The sequence below is a fragment of the Campylobacter sp. BCW_6466 genome, assembly GCF_001762835.1.
Lineage (GTDB): Bacteria > Campylobacterota > Campylobacteria > Campylobacterales > Campylobacteraceae > Campylobacter_D > Campylobacter_D jejuni.
On sequence record NZ_MJXO01000031.1, the window covers coordinates 110,394 to 128,792 of the forward strand.

Here is an 18,399-nt window from a genome sequence, read left to right on the forward strand (position 1 = left end):
AAGAAAAAAAGGAAAATTTATGAAACATTTGCTTTATCTTATAGGAGATGAGCTTACTATAAACGAAAAATTCAAAAATTATATTTATAGAACTTATGAAGAAAAATTTAAAGAAATTAACGAAATTCGCATACAAAATAAAACCGATAAAGATTTACCTTTTTTACTTGAAAACCTCTTAAATCAGTATGATTTTATCACTTTATTTACAAACTCTTTGCATTATGCGACTGTTGCTAAAATTTTAGCAACTTTAAATGATGATAATCTTATCTTAAAAGATGATACCTTGGTTCCAGATAAAGCAGAATTTAGTAAAAATAGCTTTGTGTGTAATTTTTCAAATTCAAAAATCAATGTCGTTAAAATAAATCCAAGCGAAAAATTACCCAATCTTCTTGGGCATATAAAATTAAATTTTGCATATTTTTGCATTTTTGGCATGGATGATGAAAGCGCTATATTACTACTGCAAACCCTAACAAAATCTTATGAGATAAGTATAAAATCAACCAAGCTTTTAGATAATCTTGTGCTTATTAAGGCCACTTGCGCTAATTTTGGAAAACTTGATGGTTTTCTAAATAGCATAAAAAATCTTTTTGGACAAAAGGTGTTTTTAGGTAAAGATCCTATACATTTTATAAGCTCTAAACTTTTAGAAAAAAAATTAAAAATTTCTTTTGCTGAAAGTTGCACAGGTGGACTTTGTGCAAGCACCTTAACCAAAATTTCAGGTGTAAGTGAAATTTTTGAAGGTTCTATTGTAAGTTATTCCAACCGCATCAAACATGAATGGCTTGGAATTAGCGAAAGCGTTTTAGAAAATAATGGCGAATACAGTGAACGTTGTGTTTATTTTATGCTAAAAGGTATTTTTAAAACAGCTAATCCTGATTTTGCCTTAGCTATTAGCGGAGTAGTTGGCGAAAAAGATGAGGGAAAAATAAAATCAGGCACTATTTATATAGGTGCAATGTTTAGAGATGGAACTTTTATCCAAGAAACGCTTTATTTAGATGGAGATCGTGAATTTATGCAAGAACAAGCTGTTTTGGCAACTTTTTGCCTACTTTTAAAATTAAAACCTGAGATTTTTGAAATTTAAGGGATTTAAAAATGAAAGAAATTAAGCTAAAAGAAAGCTTGGAAAAAATTTATCCCTTGATAAAACAATTAAGAAATAACCTATCTTTGAAAGGTTTTTTAGACAAATTCCAACTTGCTACACAAACTCAACATTATAAACTTTTTGCCCATGAAAATGAGGGAAGCTACAAAGCAGCTTGTGGAGTCATACCTTTTAATATACTTTATCATAGTCATTGTCTTTATATTTGTGATTTTGTCGTAGATGAAACTTTAAGAGGAAAAGGATGTCAAACTTTCTTAAAAAATCCAAATTTGGGCAAAAGATCAAAGATATGAAGAATTAGAACTAAGTTCAAGTTTTTAGAACACAAGCTCATGAATTTTATATCCAAAAAATGGGTTTTGAAAAATCCGGTTTTGTTTTTAAGAAAAATATCAAACTATAATATTTTTTGATTAAGCTTTGCATTTTATAATTAATATTATTATTTTTGATTGTAAGGAATAAAATGAATTTTAAAGAACTAATTTCAAAACGCAGAGCTTGTAAACTTTTTAATGATAAAAAAATCAATGAAAAGGATTTGCATTTTATCTTAGAAAGTGGAGTCTTAGCCCCGAGCTCACATGGATTTGAGCCTTGGAAATTTGTAGTATTAGAACAAAAAGAACACAATCTTAAACTCTCAACCCTATGTTACAATCAACAAAATGTAGCAAGTGCGAGTCATAATATTATTTTTCTAGCAAGAAAAGATCTTCAAAGCAAAGATGAATTTGCACAAAAACAAGTGCGTCGTTTCTCAGGTTCTAGCGAAGAAAATTTTCAAAAAATTTTAGAAATTTACACCCATAAAACCAATGCAATGAATGATGATGAACTCTATCATTACGCACAACTTCAATGCTATCTTGCTATGATGCAAATGTCGCTAGCTGCAATGAGCTTAGGTATTGATTCTTGTATGATAGGTGGCTTTGAAAAAACTAAGGTTGATGATTTTCTTCATTTAACTTATCCTTTTGAAACTGCTGTAATTTTATCCTTAGGATATAAAGCCCACGAACCAAAATATTCTACTCAACGCTTAAATTTTAATGAAGTCGTCGAATTTTACAAGGAAAAATAATGAAAAAAGAACTTGAAATTTTTAGCACAAGATATTCTTGTAGAAATTTTAAAAATGAAAAACTCAAAAAAGAGGATTTAAATTCTATTTTAGAAATAGCAAGATTAAGCCCCAGTTCCTTAGGACTGGAACCTTGGAAATTTATAGTAGTGCAAGATGAGAAAAGAAAAGAAGAGCTTTCTAAAATTTGCAACCAACAAAAACATGTAAAAGATTGCGCTGTATTAATTATCATCATTTCAAGACTTGATTTTTTAGATTATTTTGAAGAAAAACTTAGAAAAAGAGATATGAGTGAAACAGAAATTCAAAAACGCTTAGATACTTATATGCCTTTTTTAAAATCTCTAAATCAAGAACAAAAAATATCTTATGCAAGAGAACAAGCTCATATAGCTCTAGCTAGCATAATTTATAGTGCTAATGCTTTAAATATAGCAAGTTGTACTATAGGTGGTTTTGATAAAGAAAAGCTTGATTCTTATTTATCACTTGATATTCAAAAAGAAAGATCAAGTTTGGTGGTGGCTTTAGGATATTGCAACGATGAAAAAAATCCTCAAAAAAATCGTTTTAGTTTTGATGAAGTTGTAAAATTTATTTAAATTTTGCTTAAAAGCAAAATTTAAATAAAAATAAACTGATTCTTTTTTGTATTTTTACTAAGTCTTTGCTTAAATTTTATACAATTTTGATTATAATTTTACATTTAATTTCACAAGGCTTGTTATGAATTTACCCAATATCTTGGCGGTTTTTAGAATGGTTTTAGCGCCTTTGCTATTTTTTTTATTAATTCATCATTTTGAAAATATTCATCAAAGTTGGATTAACTATTTTGCTGCTTTAACTTTTTCATTAGCAGCTTTGAGTGATTTTTTTGATGGATACATTGCAAGAACTTGGAAACAAACTACAAAACTGGGCGGAATCTTAGATCCATTAGCCGATAAAATGCTTGTTTTAGCAGCTTTTTTAGGGCTTTTGCTTACAGGAAAAGCTAATGAATGGGTAATTTATATTATACTAGTAAGGGAATTTTTTATCACGGGTTTTAGAGTTGTAATGATCAGTGAAAATTTAAATGTCAATGCTTCTTTTGCAGGCAAACTTAAAACCGCTTTTCAAATGACTGCGATAGGATTTTTAATCATGGAGTGGATAGGCGGAGAAATTCTACTTTACATAGCTTTGATTTTAACTCTTTATTCTGGATTTGAATACATCTATACTTATACAAAAGCTCAAAAAAAAGGAGAAAAATGAGATCTTTATTGTTTTTAATTATTATTTTGATTTTAGGAATTAAATTTTATTCTATTGAATTTTTAGCAACTGTTTTAGTCATCTCATTTTTAATCTTCTTTCACGAATTAGGACATTTTTTAGCTGCAAGATCTTTGGGTGTAAAAGTTGAAGTCTTTAGCATAGGATTTGGAAAAAGTCTTATAGAACGTGAATTTAAAGGCACAAACTATCGCTTAAGCACTTTACCACTTGGAGGATATGTTAAACTTAAAGGACAAGATGATATGCGTCCTGGTTTTGAAAATCTAGACAAAGATAGCTATAGCATTTTAAGCCCCTTAAAAAAGATTTATATTCTTTTTGCTGGACCATTTTTCAACCTGATTTTAGCTTTTTTTCTTTATATTATCATAGGAAATTTAGGTCTAAACAAACTTGCTCCACAAATAGGAAACATAGCGCCAAACTCTGCTGCACAAGACATAGGACTTCAAAAAAATGATACTATCTTAGAAATCAACGGTGTAAAAATTCAAAGCTTTGATGAAATTTCAAAACATTTAAGTTTAGAGCCTTTGAAAATATTAACCAATAGAGAAGGAAAAAATTTAGAATTTATTTTAACTCCAAAAATAGGACAAGGATATAATGACTTTGGGCAAATTATTGAAAAACCTCAACTTGGAATCAGTCCAAATGGTACAAGCACTCTTGTAAAACATCAAGGTTTAGAAAGTTTTAAATATGCCGCACAAGAAAGTTTTCAAGCTTCTACACTCATCATCAAGGGTATAGTAAAACTCATAAGTGGTGAAGTTGAAGCAAAAAATTTAGGTGGTATTATTACCATGACTGAAATTACCTCAAAGGCTGCACAAAATAGCTTTACTTTACTTTTATTTATCACTGCTTTAATTTCTATAAATTTAGGCATTTTAAATCTTTTGCCTATTCCTATGCTTGATGGAGGACATATACTTTTTAATATTTATGAAATAATTTTTAGACGCAAGGTTCCACAGCGTGCTTTTGAATACTTAAGTTATGCAGGCATGGCAATACTTTTAAGCTTAATGCTCTTTGCAACTTATAATGATATATCAAGGATTGCAGGTGAATAAAAAATTTTCCTACCCTATTCCAAATTTTACTGATAGAAGAAAAAGTATCATCTTTTGGCGCTATTTACGTTTTCAAGCAAGAAAAATTCTATATTTTCCTCAAGTAAGGCTTCTAGAAAAAACGCTTAATGAAGAAAAAAATAAACATTTAAAAGACTTTTTCTCTCAAAGACCCTATGCTTGCTACAATGCTATAAGAAGATTTTGCGATAAAAGTTTTAAAGCAAATGAACGCGTTAAAACACTTATTTATGATGTTGATAAGGGACTTACTTGTTTTAAATTTCTTCCCGAAGAACAAATGATTTTTTCTTTTGATGAAGATTTTGAGCTTTTTTTAGGATATAACCATAATGTTTACGAAGAAGGTTTTTGGGCTTTTTCTTTAAAATTTAAAAAATACACTATCTCACAATGTAATTTTTGCTTTACTTTAGAAAATAATCTTCTACTTTCTTGCATACAAGGATATAAATACAAAGATTTCAATATTTTAGAAATTAATAAAATTTTAACTAAAAAATGTCATGGTTTGCGCCCTGTTGCTTTACTTATAGAATGCTCTAAGATGCTTTGTGAAATTTTAAAACTTCAAGCTACTTTAGGTGTACATGAAAAAAATCAAATCCGTTCTCAAAAAGGAAAAGAAAAAGGCTATTTTGTAGATTATCAAAAAATTTGGCTAGAAAATGGTGGAGAATTAATAAAAATCGATAAACACAAATACTACAAGCTCCACCACTCGCAAAAAAACCTAGAAGAAATCCCTTCGCAAAAACGCTCCATGTATAAAAAACGTTTTGCTATGCTTGAAAATATTAAACAAAATTTATTCCAAATTTTATCTAAATAATACTTTTTAAATATTCTACACTTTTCTCGCAACCTTTTTTTTGAAGTTTTAAAAGCCTCTCTAAGCATTCTTGAGATACTTCTTGGGGATAATAATACTGCATAGCTTTTAAATCTTCAAATAAAGCTTTTTCTATCTTAAAAGCCCCTTTACCTAATTCTTTAACCCCGCCTGTTCCTTTTTCTCTTTTAAAAGTCGCACAATAAAGATAACATTGCTCTACATTAATACGGTCAAGTCCTTCTTTTTTAAGAATTTCTACACAAGTTTTAATGTCTAAATTTCCTTCTCCTAAAGGAACGCCACAAACATATTCTACACCCTCTTCAATGAAAACTATATGATCTTTACAATGCGTGCTAAAAGTATATTTAGCCATGTCTTTGCAAGCTTTTATAGGATCTTCATAGGCCATCATAGAATTTCCAAAATCATATAAAAATCCTATTTTAGGATGATTGATCAATTTCAACAAATCAAGCAAATCCTCTGAAGTTTGATACTCATGATTTTCTATAGCAAGTTTTAAATCATATTTTTCCAAAATCGGTATCAAAGCTTTTATTTCATCCTTTGTAGCTAAAAAATCTTCTTTATCGAATCTAGTAGTAATTTTAGAATCATCATAAGCCCCATCGCTAGCATGTTTAACCTTTTTATTTTTATCGGTTAAGGGTACATAAGAGCGTATAATTTTAGCGCCTAAAATAGAAGCTACTTTAGCATTTTTTTCAAATTTATCCCTATTAAAACCCTTAGAGTCAATCTCACAATACATATTGTATTCATCCAATTTGGCTTTAATTTTTTTAAGATGATTTTCGTCATCGCTTCCTAAGCATCCCCATTCTTCATCCAAACCAAAATCTTTAATGATATTTATAATCACACCCTCACAGCTCAAATTTTTAGCAAAATCGATATAAGAAAATATATCCATCCTGCCATTTTGAAACCATAAATGCATGCTTTCAGTTTCTAAACCTATTTTCATGATACCACTCCTTTTAATGCTTTTTTCTAGCTATCATCTTAAGTAAAATCGTAGTTACAATCACACCACAAATAGCAAAAATCCCCATTAACGCAAAAACAATTTGATAGCCTAATAAACCTTTAAAACGATCGATCATAAAACCATAAAGTGCAAAACAAAAAAGTTGTGGAGAATAACCAAAAATACAAGCTATACTCATAGCAGCTCCACTAATTTCTCTAGGTACTTCTATCTCATCCACAGGTGCAAAAAATGTCGCACGCATAGTAAAAATAAGAGCGGCAAAACCTAAGGTTAAACTCATACCAAAATAAATATTTAATTTCTCATGAGGCATAAAAACAAAAATTAATATGGCCAAGGCTCCTAAAATCAAAGCAAAACGCAAATATCTTGTTGAAGATTTAAAGGTTTTATCTGCTAAATATCCCCCAATTGGCCCACCTACTAATTTTAAAGTGTATTGATTGATAATACCATAAGCACCGACCAAAGCCACAGGCATACCATAAATATCTTTTAAAAATGGAATAAAATAAGTCAAACCACAATACACAGAATAAATAGTAAAAATGGTCAAAGATACCACCCAAATTTCAGGAGTTTTAATCGCTTTGATAACTCCATTCCAAGCGGCTTTGTTTTTACTGATTTCATTTCCTTGCTCATCTTGGGTATTAATTTTGTCATCTTCAAGTAGAAAATATGCCAAAATACCTGCTATAATCACACAAGCGCTATAAAATAATATAGCAGCCTTAAGTCCACCTGCGCCAGACCCTAAAAGTAAAAAAATTTCCAAAGCACTAAAAGCAACTATAGTATCTATAACACCACGTCCTGCTTCTAAAAATCCAAAAAGTCTTCCTTGTTGAGTAGAATCTCCAAGCAAGCGAATGGCTTTAAGCAAAACAGGCCAATACACAACTTCTCCAAATAAAGAAAGCAAACCTCAAGCTACTAAAATTCCATAAAAAGAAGGAAAAGTAGAAATATAAATTCCAACCAAACCCACACAAACCAATGAAAAAGGAATGAGTATTTTTTTAGAAAATCTATCTGCTATATAAATGGATGCAAAATTTCCCACCGTTTGCACTATGCCATAAACTGAGAGCGCGAGTCCAATTTGTGTATTGCTAAGATTCATAAATTCTTGCATAGGTACATAAAAGGCATCTTTTAAAGAGGAAAGTTTAAAAACAGTTCCTCCGCCAATAACTAAAACGATAAAAGTAAACCAACGAATAGGTTTCGTACTATTCATATCCACCCTCCTTTTTTAACAATTCGCAACTTAAATTAATTATATCACGGATTAAGATAAAAGGTTAAAATTTCACCTTTAAATTATAAACAGTAATTACAAAAAGTTACAACACTTATTGAAGTATAAATTAAGTATATTTTGATATAATTTAGTCTTGCTTTATGCAAAATCCTTGCTCATGAAAATGGGCTTTAATATCCATAAGGAGAAAAGATGAAACATTATGAGGTTTTATTTATCTTAAAACCAACACTTACCGAAGAGGAAGTGAATGCGAAGTTGGAATTCGTTAAAGAAGTCCTAACCAAAAATGGTGCAGAAATTGAAACTGTTGTTCCAATGGGCACTAGAAAATTAGCGTATAAAATCAAAAAATACGAAAGAGGAACTTATTTTGTGATTTATTTCAAAGCTCCTACAAACTTGATCGCTGAGCTTGAAAGGGTGTTAAGAATCACTGAAGAAGTAATAAGATTTTTAATCGTAAAATATGAAAACAAAAAAGAAATTGCAGCTTGGGAAAAACTAAGCCACGGGATTAAGCAATCTAAAAAAGAAATCAAACCTTTAGATGCTCCTGAAATTCAATAAGGAAAAAGATGTTTAACAAAGTTGTTTTGGTTGGAAATCTTACACGTGATATAGAAATGCGTTATGCACAAAGCGGTAGTGCTATTGGGGCTTCTGCTATCGCAGTAACAAGAAGATTTACCACAAATGGAGAAAAAAGAGAGGAAACTTGCTTTATTGATATAAGCTTTTATGGTCGCACCGCAGAAGTTGCAAACCAATACCTTACAAAAGGTTCAAAAGTACTCATAGAAGGACGTTTGAGATTTGAACAATGGAGTGATCAAAATGGGCAAAATCGCTCTAAACATAGCATTCAAGTTGAAAATATGGAAATGCTTGGCGGCAATTCCAATGCTCCACAACAAGGTGGAATTGGCAATAATAGCTTTTCAAACAACAATTATAGTGGAAACTATGAAAATCAAAGCTATGATCCTTATATGAGTGAAAATCAAAATTTTAATAAAGCAAAAGCAAACCCTGCTCCACAAAGAAACCAAAACCCACAACACGAAGAAAAATTAAAAGAAATTGATATCGATGCTTATGATAGCGATGATACTAATTTACCATTTTAAAGGATAAACTATGGCAGAAAAAAGAAAATACTCTCGCAAATATTGCAAATACACTGAAGCAAAAGTTGAATTTATTGATTATAAAGATACAGCAATGTTAAAACATGCTTTATCTGAAAGATTTAAAATCATGCCACGCCGTTTAACAGGTACAAGCAAAAAATACCAAGAAATGGTAGAAGTTGCAATCAAACGTGCAAGACATGTAGCTCTTATCCCTTATATAGTGGATAGAAAAGAAGTAATCAATAATCCTTTTGAAGGACTATAATCTTTTAAAAGCAAACTTGTAAAAAGTTTGCTTTTATATACATTTATTCTCAAAATAAAATTAAACCAAAGTATATTCTAAAACATCACTAAAAGTATCAACAGCAATGATTTCCATATTATCTCTAACCTCACTAGGAATATCTTTTAAATCCCTTTCGTAATTTTTTCTTGGGATTAAAGCTATTTTTATATCTGCTTTATAAGCCGCAATTAATTTTTCTTTTAATCCACCTATTGGTAAAACTTTTCCTTTTAAATCTATTTCACCTGTCATTGCAACATCTGCTTTAACCTTTCTATCACTAAAAATAGAAGCAATAGCTGTGCTTATCGTAATGCCTGCACTTGGGCCATCTTTTGGAGTAGCTCCATCTGGCACATGTATATGAATATTATAACTATCATAAACATTAACTTTAGGATCGATAATTATTTTTTTAGGTATTTTTATTTTTCCTTCATCGATTAAAACTTTTATCATACTAAAAGCAATTCTAGCTGATTCTTTCATTACATCACCCAAACTTCCCGTGAGCGTTAATTCTCCTTTACCTTTAATTTTTACAGCCTCTACTTTTAAAACATCTCCACCTACACTTGTCCAAGCCAAACCATTAACCTGACCTACTTGATTTTCTCCATTATTTTTTTCTATTTCAAAAACTTTTTTATCTAAAAATTCATTCAAATTTTTTGTATTAATAATGACTTTTTTAATATTTTCTAAAAGTAGTTTTTTAGCACTCTTACGACACAACTCTGCCACTTTGCGACGCAAATTTCTAACTCCTGATTCACGAGTATAATCACTAATGATTAACTCTATAGTTTCATCATCAATAGATAATTCATTGGATTTTAAGCCATGTTTTTTAAGCTCATCTGGAATTAAATATTTTTTCATTATATGAAATTTTTCACTTGGAGTATAAGAGCTAAGTTCTATAAATTCCATTCTATCTCTTAAAGGTACAGGAATATTGCTAATATCATTTGCTGTTGCTATAAAAATGACTTTACTTAAATCAATATTAAAATTTAAATAATAATCCCTAAATTTAGAATTTTGCTCTGGATCTAAAATTTCTAAAAGCACCGCACTTGGATCGCCTCTAAAACTGCGATTTAATTTATCAATTTCATCCAATACAATTACAGGATTAATTTGTTTTGCCTCTATGAGTCCTTGGGTAATACGTCCAGGCATAGCGCCTATATAAGTTCTACGATGACCACGTAGCTCATTAACATCTTCAAGTCCGCCTAAGGCTATGCGAATAAGCTCTCTTTTTAAAGCTTTTGAAACAGAATTTGCCAGTGAAGTTTTACCCACGCCAGGAGGTCCATAAAGACAAAGTATAACTTTAGCACCATCTTTTTCTGCTATTTTTCTTTTTTCTAAAAGTTCCCTAACTGCAAAATATTCTTCTATGCGTTCTTTTGGTTTATTTAATGCATAATGATCATGGTTGAGCTGTTTTGAAACTTCTTTAATATCAAGTTTTTTCTTAGAAATTTTTTCAAAAGGAATATCTAATGCTGTTTCTATGTAAGTTTGAATCATCGATGCTTCGGAATTATCTTGATGAATGCGTTCGAATTTTTCAATTTGTTTTTTGATTTCTTTATAAGCATCTTCGTGCATAAATTTCTTCTTTAATTCCAGACGCTTTTGATACTCTCTAACCTCATCTTCTTTTTGTGTGTCAGAACCAAGCTCTTTTTGAATTTGTCTTAATTGTTCTTTTAAAAAATATTCTTTATTTACCTTATCAATACGAGAATGTACTTTATTTTTAATTTCTTTTTGAATTTTATTGGCTTCTATTTCTTGGGCAATTAAATCTATTAATTTTACTAATTTTTGCTCAAGATCTGTTAAAACAAAAAACTCATAAGCAACTTGTTTTTTAATACGCACAGTATTTAAAATCAAATCACAAATCCTAGACGCATCAAAACCTTCTTCAATTGTTCTTAAAAGATCCGGAGAAAAATAATGACTAATATTTGCCAAATTTTTTACCTTCTCTTTTAAAACTTCAAGAAGCGCTTCTTTTTTAGTTCCTTCTAAAAAGTCTTCTTTTATAAGTTCTATCTTGGCTTCTAAAGGTTTATTAGAAATTTGCTCTATAATTTTACCCTTAGCATATCCTTGAAAAAGTATTTTCACCCTTCCATCAGGTAAAGGAACTTTTCGCATGATAGTCCCAATCACTCCACAATTATAAATTTCATCAAAATTTCTTCCATTTTCCAACCTTGAAGGCGCAACAAAAAGCATACTATCATTTTTAATCGCAAGATCTAAAGCTTTCATATTGGATGAATCGTTAATAAAAATAGGAGTTATCATAAAAGGATATAAAAATAATTCATCTTCAACCAATACTGGTAAATTTGCTGGATAATTTTGTATCTCTTCAATCTGCATTTATTTTCCTTGTTTATTAAAATCTTTCAAATATACTTCTATACCAAGGAAGCTCAGGTTTGATAATACTTTGCTGATAAAATTCACTTTCTTGAAGTCTTTGTTTATAAATTTGTGCACTTTCATCATGCCCTATGCGCTGGTATAGATTTTCTATAGTACTATTAAGATAAAAAACCGCTAAATTAAATTTTGTAAGCATTGTCTGAACCAAAGGTTCATATTCTGTATAAGGATAATCTTTCAAAAAAGTATCTATTTCTTTTTGGCTTTCAAGCATTAAAGCCTGATTACGATTTGGCACTGCAAATGCATCAAATTTTGCTTTAATTTTAAGATAGCGAATATAATCAGCATTGCGTGAATTTCCAAATTTTTTATTATATTCATCTAAATAAAATTCAGCTAACTTATATTCCTCTTCATCCATATGAGCTTGTGCTAAAATAATTAAAGTAGTTTCCAATAAAGGATCGGCAACGTGCTCACTTGCCATACCATTATAATGATCATCGGCTTTTTCCAAATCCTTGTCCTGTAAATCTTTAATAATTTGCTTATACCACTCACTAGCACTAAGATTGTATAAACCTTCATCATTTTTTGTACTACACGCATTAAAAAAAACACTTAAAAAAACCAATAAAAAAATACCTTTTTTCATACCTCACCTTGATTTATATTCTCAAAAATCTATATTTTAACGATTTTATAATTATGTTCTTCTAAAATTATAATAAAATTAATTAAATAATTTAAAATTTTGGAATGATTATTGCTTATTTTATGTTAAAATATTAAACATTATAACTTGAGGAGAAAACATGACCCTAGCTGTTAAATGCCCTATCTTAGGTTTTGAAGAAACCAAAAATATGGAATTTTCAACTATCGATGAAGTATTTGTAAGACTTAAAAGTCTTGATGGTAAAGACTTTTCTTTTGTTTTAATTAATCCTTATTTGATTAGACCTGATTATGAATTTGATATACCAACTTATTATCAAGAGCTTCTTTCTTTAACACCTGAATCTAATATGAAAATTTTTAATATAGTAGCCATAGCAAAAAGCATTGAAGAATCGACAGTGAATTTTCTAGCTCCAGTAGTCATTAATCTTGATAATAATACTATGGTACAAGTGATACTAGATACAGTTAATTATCCGGACTTTTTTCAAGCTGATCAAATTGCTAATTATATTAAAAAATAATGCTCTATATACTTGCAAATGGAGCTATGGCAACAGCCTTAGCCTATGGATTAAAAGATGATTATGAAATTTGTATAGTAGGAAGAAGTATAGAAAAACTTCAAGCCCTCACCAAAGAAGGCTTTAAAACCTTACTTTACAAAGATTTTAACATAGAAGGTAAAGATGTTATTTTAGCATTTAAACCCTATGCTTTAGAAAATATTGCTCAAATGCTAAAAGGACAAGCACGTATCTTAATCTCTGTTTTAGCCAATGTTGATTTTGAAAAACTACAAACCATCAAAGCTCAAAATTATGTTAGAATAATGCCTAATACAGCAGCCAAATATAAGGCTTCAACTACACCATATATACTTAAAAACTCTCATTTTGAAAATGAAATTTTAGACATTTTAAAAACTTTTGGCTCGGCTTATAAATTAGATAATGAAATACAAATGAATGCAGCTATGGCGATTAGCGGCTGCGCTCCTGCTTTTTTAGCACTTATAGCAGAAAGTATTGCTAATGCTGGAGTTTATGAAGGTTTGTCAAAAGAACTTAGTCTCAATCTTACGCGCTCTTTATTTAAAAGCTCTAGTGCTTTACTAGAATATGAACATCCAGCTATTATCAAAGAAAATATTTGCTCCCCTGGCGGAGTTACAATAAAAGGCATAAAAATACTCGAACAAAAAGGAATTCGCGGAAGTTTTTTTGAAGCCATAAATGCTAGCAGCGCTAAATGAAAAAGGCTTTCATACTTATAGAAAGTATTAGTGCTATAACGATCATATCTTTAATTTTCATTGGCATTTTTTATTACTATACTCAACTTTACAAAAACTATGAAAATTTAAATATTTTTGAAAGACTCTATAAACTTCAAGAAGAATTATATGAAAAGCCCATTTTAAAACCATCATACTTCAAACTTCAGCCTTAAAACCTATAGTTTTACAAGAACAGTTTGTTAATGATGGTATATTTCAATTTCAAAAATTATACTTTCAAGATCAAAATTATAGCGTTTATTTTAAAGAATGAGCAAAGCTTTTACACTTTTTGAACTTATAATATCACTAATACTTTTTACTTTTATAACTAGCTTACTTTCAAAACCTTTAATGGATTTTTATCATTTAAATTTCACTGCTTTACATACAAACAATCTTATCACTCAAGCACATTTAAACTTGCTTAAAATAGAAAAATTAATACAAAATTGTATTAATATTACATTTTCACAAAATACATTAAAATGTCTTTTAAAAGATGAGTTAATTAGCCTAAAAGATAATAAACTTTATCTTATTAATTCTGCTCTTATTTTAGAAAATAATCATACACTTTATTCACCTCATTCTGATTTTAAAACACAACTCCAAAATAGAAAAGATTTATATAATGACAATGAGCATATTAGCTATGCTTATAAAATTAATAAGATTGAAAAAATATCCATCTTAGAAAATGGTATATCTACAAATTTTACAGGTAGTTTTATTCCTTTGCAAGCTCAATTAGTTATCAAATTGCAAAATGAAGAACTTATATATGAAATAAAGCCAAAATTTAATGAACAATTAAACCAACAAGGATTAATTTCTAAAAACATAAGCTCATTTAACCTGCAAAACAATAAATTAAAAATTTGCCTAAAAAGACAAACAAAATATTGCCTTGAAAAAAGAATTTTACTATGAAAAAAGCTTATGTTTTAATTTGGACAATTTTTTTAATACTACTAATAAGTCTATGGATGAGCTTGACCTTAAACATATCTAGCTACACTCCAAAAATAATCCAAGATAGTTATTACTACCTTCAAGCTCAAATTTTAAGTCACAATGCAACACAATTTTCTAAATATTTTTTATATCAAGCAAAGCAAGAAAATAAAGAATGTTTAGATAATATATATTTTAATTACGCAAAAGCTTTGATTAAAATAAAATATTTTTATCCTATTGCACAATGTGTTAATTTTAAATTTTCCAACTTTAATCCCGATGCAAATTTAAACAAAGATGGTGTTATTATAGCCCACATTAGCATTGCTTTAAATCGTGATAAAAATGTCAATGATGAAATTTTACTCACAAAAAGCATTATCATTTATCCCAAAGAAAATTTTTGGAATTTAAAAAATTAAACCAAAGTCTTAGCAAGCTTAACACACTCTAAAAGACTTTGATTTTCGCATATATAAAGATTTTTAAAATTTAAAAGCTTCTTTGCTGTGCTTTGTCCTATAACTACAACCTTATCTTCTTCTTTTAAGCTATAAAATTTTAAAAAATTTTCTACACTTAAAGGAGAGGTAAATATAAAAACAGCAGGATGAGTAAGTTTTTTATCACCTTTTTTAAAAACATTTTCATAAACAATCATTTCATCTAAATCCACACCTGCATTTTTAAGATCCAAATTTAAAGTTGAAACAATATTTTTAGCCCTTAAATACAAACATTTTTGCGTTTTTAACTCCTCTTTAAATTCAAGAAAAAGATCTTTTCCGTAAGCCTTTGATGGAATTTTAATCTTTTTAAAACCTAAATTTTTAGCGTATTGAGCTGTACTTTGTCCTACAGCGTATAAATTGAGTTTGAAATTTAAAGTGATTTTTGCATGTTGCAAAGCTTTTAAAGCATTTTTTGAAGTGCATATTAAAGCATCATACAAACTCAAATCTATACTAAAATCATAAAAAACAATCTCATTTAAAATAAGATTTTCCACTCCTTCAAAAGGAGTTTCATTTAAGAGATAAATTTTCATAGATTTTACACTTTAACTCTTTAGCTGACAAAAAAGCATCTTTAGCATCCATGATCGCCCTAACCACAGCCACACCGCTTAAATTTATACCCTTTAACTCAACAAGTGCTTCTTTATCAACCCCTCCTATGGCTACAACCCCTATAGGACTTTTATCACAAATTTGACTTAAAAGCTCAAGGCTTAAAAGCGAACTTTCTTTAGTAGGTGTTGCCTTAATAGCTCCACAACCTAGATAATTTGCTCCCTGTATAAACTCAAGTTGTTCTAGCTTTTTAAGGCTTAAGCCTATGATTTTTTCATCTCCTAAAAGCTTTCTAGCTAGTTTTACTTCTAAATCTTCCTGCCCTAAATGCACCCCATCAGCATCTAAGGCTAAAGCTATGTCCACTCTATCGTTAATCAAAAAAGGTATTTTATAGGCCTTGCAAAGTTTTTGTACCTTTAAACCTAGTTTATAAAATTCTCTTGCATTAAGCTCTTTTTCACGAAGTTGTATGATACTCACTCCGCCTTTTATAGCATTTTCTAAAGTATTTAAAAAACACTCCTCGCTTTTATTTCCCTTAGTAGCAACTAGATAAAGACTAAGATCTAATTTATTTTTCATCTAAAAACTTGAAAAAATGATTTGTAGGACCACAACCTTTTCCAAGATTGAGTGAATAATAAATCGCATTTCTTACATATTCTTTAGCTTCACTAACGGCGTGAAATAAATCCTTGCCTTTAGCTAAATTACTAGCAATAGCCGAAGAAAGCGTACAACCTGTACCATGAGTATTTTTAGTTTCTATGCGTTCGCCTTTTAAAATATAAATTTCTTTTCCATCATAAAGCACATCATTGGCATTTTCTTCACTATGTCCGCCTTTAAGTAAAACCGCCTTAGCCCCCAAACTACATAAATGCTTAGCTGCTTTTATCATCTGCTCTTCATTAGTGATCTTAAAACCACATAAAAACTCTGCTTCAGGAATATTAGGCGTAAGAATGTCTGCAAATTTTACTATGGTTTGTTTGAAAAAATCACAATTTTCTTGCGGCATTAAAGCATAACCATTTTTAGCAAACATTACAGGATCGATCACTATGTTTTGAGGTTTAAACTCGCTTAAATTTTTAGCTACACAGCTCATTAATTCACAAGAACCTATCATTCCAATTTTAGTTGCCTTTGGCGCTATATCTTCAAACACGGCAAGCATTTGTTCGTCCACGCTTTGAGTAGGTATATCGTGTACAGAAATCACCCTTGCGGTATTTTCAGCTACCACACTTAAAACCACACTCATACCAAAAAGATTGTGTGCACTAAAGGTTTTAAGATCGGCTTGTATCCCTGCTCCACCACTACAATCACTCCCTGCTATAGTTAAAACAGGTATAAGTTCACTTCCTTTTGCTTTCATAAATCTTCCTTTAAAATTTTGATCCATTCTTCACCCTTAAGGCTTAATTTTTGTCCTTTAAAACTCTGTTTTGCAAAAGCTACGATCAAGGCATGAAAAATTTGATAAAGTTCGTAAAGTTCGCATTTTCTCCCTAAAATTTTACACAAATTTTCTTGCTCACTCTCTATACCACTTTGAAAAAATTCTCTTAATTCTTCATAATTTTCAAACTCATAGCCTAAGTGAAAAGCCAAACGCAAACTATAATTATCTACAACCAAAATCTCTCTTTTGCAAAGATAATTTAAAATACCATCAACACTTTCAAAACCCAAACCTTTGATATTTAAAAGCCATTCTCTGCTTACATTTGTTTTAAAATTTTCTAAATTTTCATAAGTGTTGATGATACTTTCTACTAAGCCTTTTAAACGCTTGGCTTTGGTATTATAAAATCCGCTAGGCTTAATTAAAGTTGCAAGTTCTAAATTGGATAAAGTATTGATTTGTTCTAAGCTTGCAATATTTTCTTTTTTTAAATTTTCTAAAGCTTTTAAGACATTTTTCCAATTTGTATTTTGAGTTAAAATCACAGAAATTAAAAGCTCAAATTCACTCAATCCTTGATTTTCAAGCCAATCAAAATCATGATAATTTAAATCCAAATTTAAAAGCTTGGTAAAAATTTGCGCTCCAGTCATTTAAAATTCTCCTTAAAAGCCAAATAAAATTGCTTTGCAGTACGACCACTTCTACTTGCTCTTAGAGTAGCAAATTCTTTAGCTTTAGTGTGCAAAAGCTCTTTATCACAAGAATAATCTTTAAAATAAAAATCTATCATCTTTAAATACTCTTCTAAATTTCCCTGATAAAAACTTAACCACAAACCAAATCTATCGCTCAAGCTTAATCTTTCTTCAGCAGCCTCGCTTAAATGAAGTTCTGTATGTGCAATTTGCGTATCAAGATTATCAATAATGCTTTCACTTAATAAATGCCTACGATTTGAACTTGCATAAATAATTATATTATTTGGGGCTTTTTCTATGCTTCCCTCAAGTAAAGGTTTTAAAAATTTATAACTATCATCTCCCTTCTCAAAAGAAAAATCATCACAAAAAAGTATGAATTTAAAATTTTCTAATCTGATTTCATCGATGATATCTGCTAAGGCAAATAAATCTTCTTTATTTAATTCGACAAGTCTTAAGCCCTGTTCTTTAAATTCATTAAATGTAGCTTTAATTAAGCTTGATTTTCCAGTGCCCTTAGATCCCCATAAAAGTGCGTGATTTGCTCCCTTATTTTGAATGAAATTTAAAGTATTTTCATAAAGTGCTTTTTTTTGACTTTCCATACCTACTAAATCTTTTAAAGTGATAGGATCGATTTCAAAAATAGGCTTTAAATAGTCTTTTCTTGCTCTATAAATTGCTGCATAAGTTTTATTCCAATCCAT

Annotated in this window: 22 protein-coding genes and 2 pseudogenes; 15 read left to right on the forward strand and 9 right to left on the reverse strand. The window is 29.6% G+C overall.

Translation table 11 applies throughout. The annotated features are described in order from the left end of the window. Positions 1–19: 19 nt before the first annotated feature. From AJ887_RS03480 to AJ887_RS03510, 7 genes and pseudogenes are all read left to right on the forward strand, one after another. The gene (locus tag AJ887_RS03480) at positions 20–1,108 is read left to right on the forward strand and encodes a CinA family protein (RefSeq protein ID WP_070284829.1); all 1,089 of its coding nucleotides are present in this window, start codon (positions 20–22) and stop codon (positions 1,106–1,108) included. An 11-nt stretch (positions 1,109–1,119) separates the two neighbouring features. After that, positions 1,120–1,538: pseudogene (locus AJ887_RS03485) on the forward strand (GNAT family N-acetyltransferase). 63 nt (positions 1,539–1,601) lie between these two features. After that, entirely contained in the window at positions 1,602–2,222 is a 621-nt protein-coding gene (locus AJ887_RS03490) for an NAD(P)H-dependent oxidoreductase (protein WP_070284831.1), read from the forward strand. Continuing rightward, on the forward strand, positions 2,222–2,827 hold the full coding sequence (locus tag AJ887_RS03495; protein WP_002861791.1) for an NAD(P)H-dependent oxidoreductase: 606 nt from the start codon (positions 2,222–2,224) through the stop codon (positions 2,825–2,827). Before AJ887_RS03490 ends, AJ887_RS03495 begins: the two co-directional genes overlap by 1 nt. Before the next feature lie 124 nt (positions 2,828–2,951). After that, positions 2,952–3,488, forward strand: coding sequence for a CDP-diacylglycerol--glycerol-3-phosphate 3-phosphatidyltransferase (pgsA, locus tag AJ887_RS03500; protein WP_044780215.1), 537 nt, complete (start codon positions 2,952–2,954; stop codon positions 3,486–3,488). Beyond that, positions 3,485–4,591, forward strand: coding sequence for an RIP metalloprotease RseP (gene rseP, locus AJ887_RS03505; protein ID WP_070284833.1), 1,107 nt, complete (start codon positions 3,485–3,487; stop codon positions 4,589–4,591). The genes pgsA and rseP overlap by 4 nt, the downstream gene beginning before the upstream one ends. After that, the gene (locus AJ887_RS03510; protein WP_002882614.1) at positions 4,584–5,444 is read left to right on the forward strand and encodes a VirK family antimicrobial peptide resistance protein; all 861 of its coding nucleotides are present in this window, start codon (positions 4,584–4,586) and stop codon (positions 5,442–5,444) included. The genes rseP and AJ887_RS03510 overlap by 8 nt, the downstream gene beginning before the upstream one ends. On the opposite strand, the gene AJ887_RS03515 is transcribed toward AJ887_RS03510, so the two are convergent. Together AJ887_RS03515 and AJ887_RS03520 are read right to left on the reverse strand one after the other, a co-directional pair. Next, the gene (locus tag AJ887_RS03515; RefSeq protein ID WP_070284835.1) at positions 5,437–6,438 is read right to left on the reverse strand and encodes a sugar phosphate isomerase/epimerase family protein; all 1,002 of its coding nucleotides are present in this window, start codon (positions 6,436–6,438) and stop codon (positions 5,437–5,439) included. The genes AJ887_RS03510 and AJ887_RS03515 overlap by 8 nt on opposite strands. Further along, positions 6,435–7,708 (reverse strand): annotated as a pseudogene (locus AJ887_RS03520) (MFS transporter). The gene AJ887_RS03515 and the pseudogene AJ887_RS03520 overlap by 4 nt, the downstream one beginning before the upstream one ends. 216 nt (positions 7,709–7,924) lie before the next feature. On the opposite strand from AJ887_RS03520, the gene rpsF reads away from it, so the two are divergent. Genes rpsF through rpsR form a run of 3 tightly spaced genes read left to right on the forward strand, consistent with a single transcriptional unit; the run spans position 7,925 to position 9,133 of the window. Beyond that, complete coding sequence (gene rpsF, locus AJ887_RS03525; protein ID WP_002812868.1) at positions 7,925–8,302, forward strand: 30S ribosomal protein S6; 378 nt, start codon at positions 7,925–7,927, stop codon at positions 8,300–8,302. Positions 8,303–8,310: 8 nt separating this feature from the next. Then, the gene (locus tag AJ887_RS03530; protein ID WP_002861797.1) at positions 8,311–8,862 is read left to right on the forward strand and encodes a single-stranded DNA-binding protein; all 552 of its coding nucleotides are present in this window, start codon (positions 8,311–8,313) and stop codon (positions 8,860–8,862) included. 10 nt (positions 8,863–8,872) lie between these two features. Next, entirely contained in the window at positions 8,873–9,133 is a 261-nt protein-coding gene (gene rpsR, locus AJ887_RS03535; protein ID WP_002853032.1) for a 30S ribosomal protein S18, read from the forward strand. A gap of 60 nt (positions 9,134–9,193) precedes the next feature. On the opposite strand, the gene lon is transcribed toward rpsR, so the two are convergent. Further along, entirely contained in the window at positions 9,194–11,569 is a 2,376-nt protein-coding gene (gene lon / locus AJ887_RS03540) for an endopeptidase La (protein ID WP_070284837.1), read from the reverse strand. Positions 11,570–11,585: 16 nt separating this feature from the next. Beyond that, positions 11,586–12,233 carry an outer membrane protein assembly factor BamD gene (bamD, locus tag AJ887_RS03545; RefSeq protein ID WP_002877748.1) on the reverse strand — a complete coding sequence of 216 codons (648 nt, stop codon included), beginning with the start codon at positions 12,231–12,233 and terminating at the stop codon, positions 11,586–11,588. 160 nt (positions 12,234–12,393) lie between these two features. Between bamD and fliW the strand changes: the two genes are divergently transcribed. The 5 genes from fliW to AJ887_RS03570 all read left to right on the forward strand — a co-directional run bounded on the left by fliW (position 12,394) and on the right by AJ887_RS03570 (position 14,920). After that, entirely contained in the window at positions 12,394–12,783 is a 390-nt protein-coding gene (fliW, locus tag AJ887_RS03550) for a flagellar assembly protein FliW (RefSeq protein ID WP_002852982.1), read from the forward strand. Continuing rightward, a complete protein-coding gene (locus tag AJ887_RS03555) occupies positions 12,783–13,514 on the forward strand; it encodes a pyrroline-5-carboxylate reductase (protein WP_070210252.1) in 732 nt (243 codons plus the stop codon). The genes fliW and AJ887_RS03555 overlap by 1 nt, the downstream gene beginning before the upstream one ends. Next, positions 13,511–13,711 (forward strand): hypothetical protein, encoded by a 201-nt coding sequence (locus tag AJ887_RS03560; protein ID WP_186820927.1) that lies wholly within the window; start codon positions 13,511–13,513, stop codon positions 13,709–13,711. Before AJ887_RS03555 ends, AJ887_RS03560 begins: the two co-directional genes overlap by 4 nt. Positions 13,712–13,808: 97 nt before the next feature. Beyond that, positions 13,809–14,471: a hypothetical protein gene (locus AJ887_RS03565; protein ID WP_002866103.1), complete on the forward strand. Its 663-nt coding sequence runs from the start codon at positions 13,809–13,811 to the stop codon at positions 14,469–14,471. Then, positions 14,468–14,920: a hypothetical protein gene (locus AJ887_RS03570; protein ID WP_002869049.1), complete on the forward strand. Its 453-nt coding sequence runs from the start codon at positions 14,468–14,470 to the stop codon at positions 14,918–14,920. The genes AJ887_RS03565 and AJ887_RS03570 overlap by 4 nt, the downstream gene beginning before the upstream one ends. On the opposite strand, the gene AJ887_RS03575 is transcribed toward AJ887_RS03570, so the two are convergent. From AJ887_RS03575 to AJ887_RS03595, 5 genes are read right to left on the reverse strand one after another with little or no spacing between them, the layout of a single operon-like run. Further along, a complete protein-coding gene (locus tag AJ887_RS03575) occupies positions 14,917–15,546 on the reverse strand; it encodes a uroporphyrinogen-III synthase (protein ID WP_070284839.1) in 630 nt (209 codons plus the stop codon). The genes AJ887_RS03570 and AJ887_RS03575 overlap by 4 nt on opposite strands. Continuing rightward, positions 15,524–16,156 (reverse strand): thiamine phosphate synthase, encoded by a 633-nt coding sequence (thiE, locus tag AJ887_RS03580; protein WP_070284840.1) that lies wholly within the window; start codon positions 16,154–16,156, stop codon positions 15,524–15,526. The genes AJ887_RS03575 and thiE overlap by 23 nt, the downstream gene beginning before the upstream one ends. Then, positions 16,146–16,958 (reverse strand): bifunctional hydroxymethylpyrimidine kinase/phosphomethylpyrimidine kinase, encoded by an 813-nt coding sequence (gene thiD, locus AJ887_RS03585; protein ID WP_002870538.1) that lies wholly within the window; start codon positions 16,956–16,958, stop codon positions 16,146–16,148. Before thiD ends, thiE begins: the two co-directional genes overlap by 11 nt. Next, positions 16,955–17,641, reverse strand: coding sequence for an endonuclease III domain-containing protein (locus AJ887_RS03590; RefSeq protein ID WP_070284842.1), 687 nt, complete (start codon positions 17,639–17,641; stop codon positions 16,955–16,957). The genes thiD and AJ887_RS03590 overlap by 4 nt, the downstream gene beginning before the upstream one ends. Continuing rightward, entirely contained in the window at positions 17,638–18,399 is a 762-nt protein-coding gene (locus AJ887_RS03595) for an ATP-binding protein (RefSeq protein WP_070261226.1), read from the reverse strand. The genes AJ887_RS03590 and AJ887_RS03595 overlap by 4 nt, the downstream gene beginning before the upstream one ends.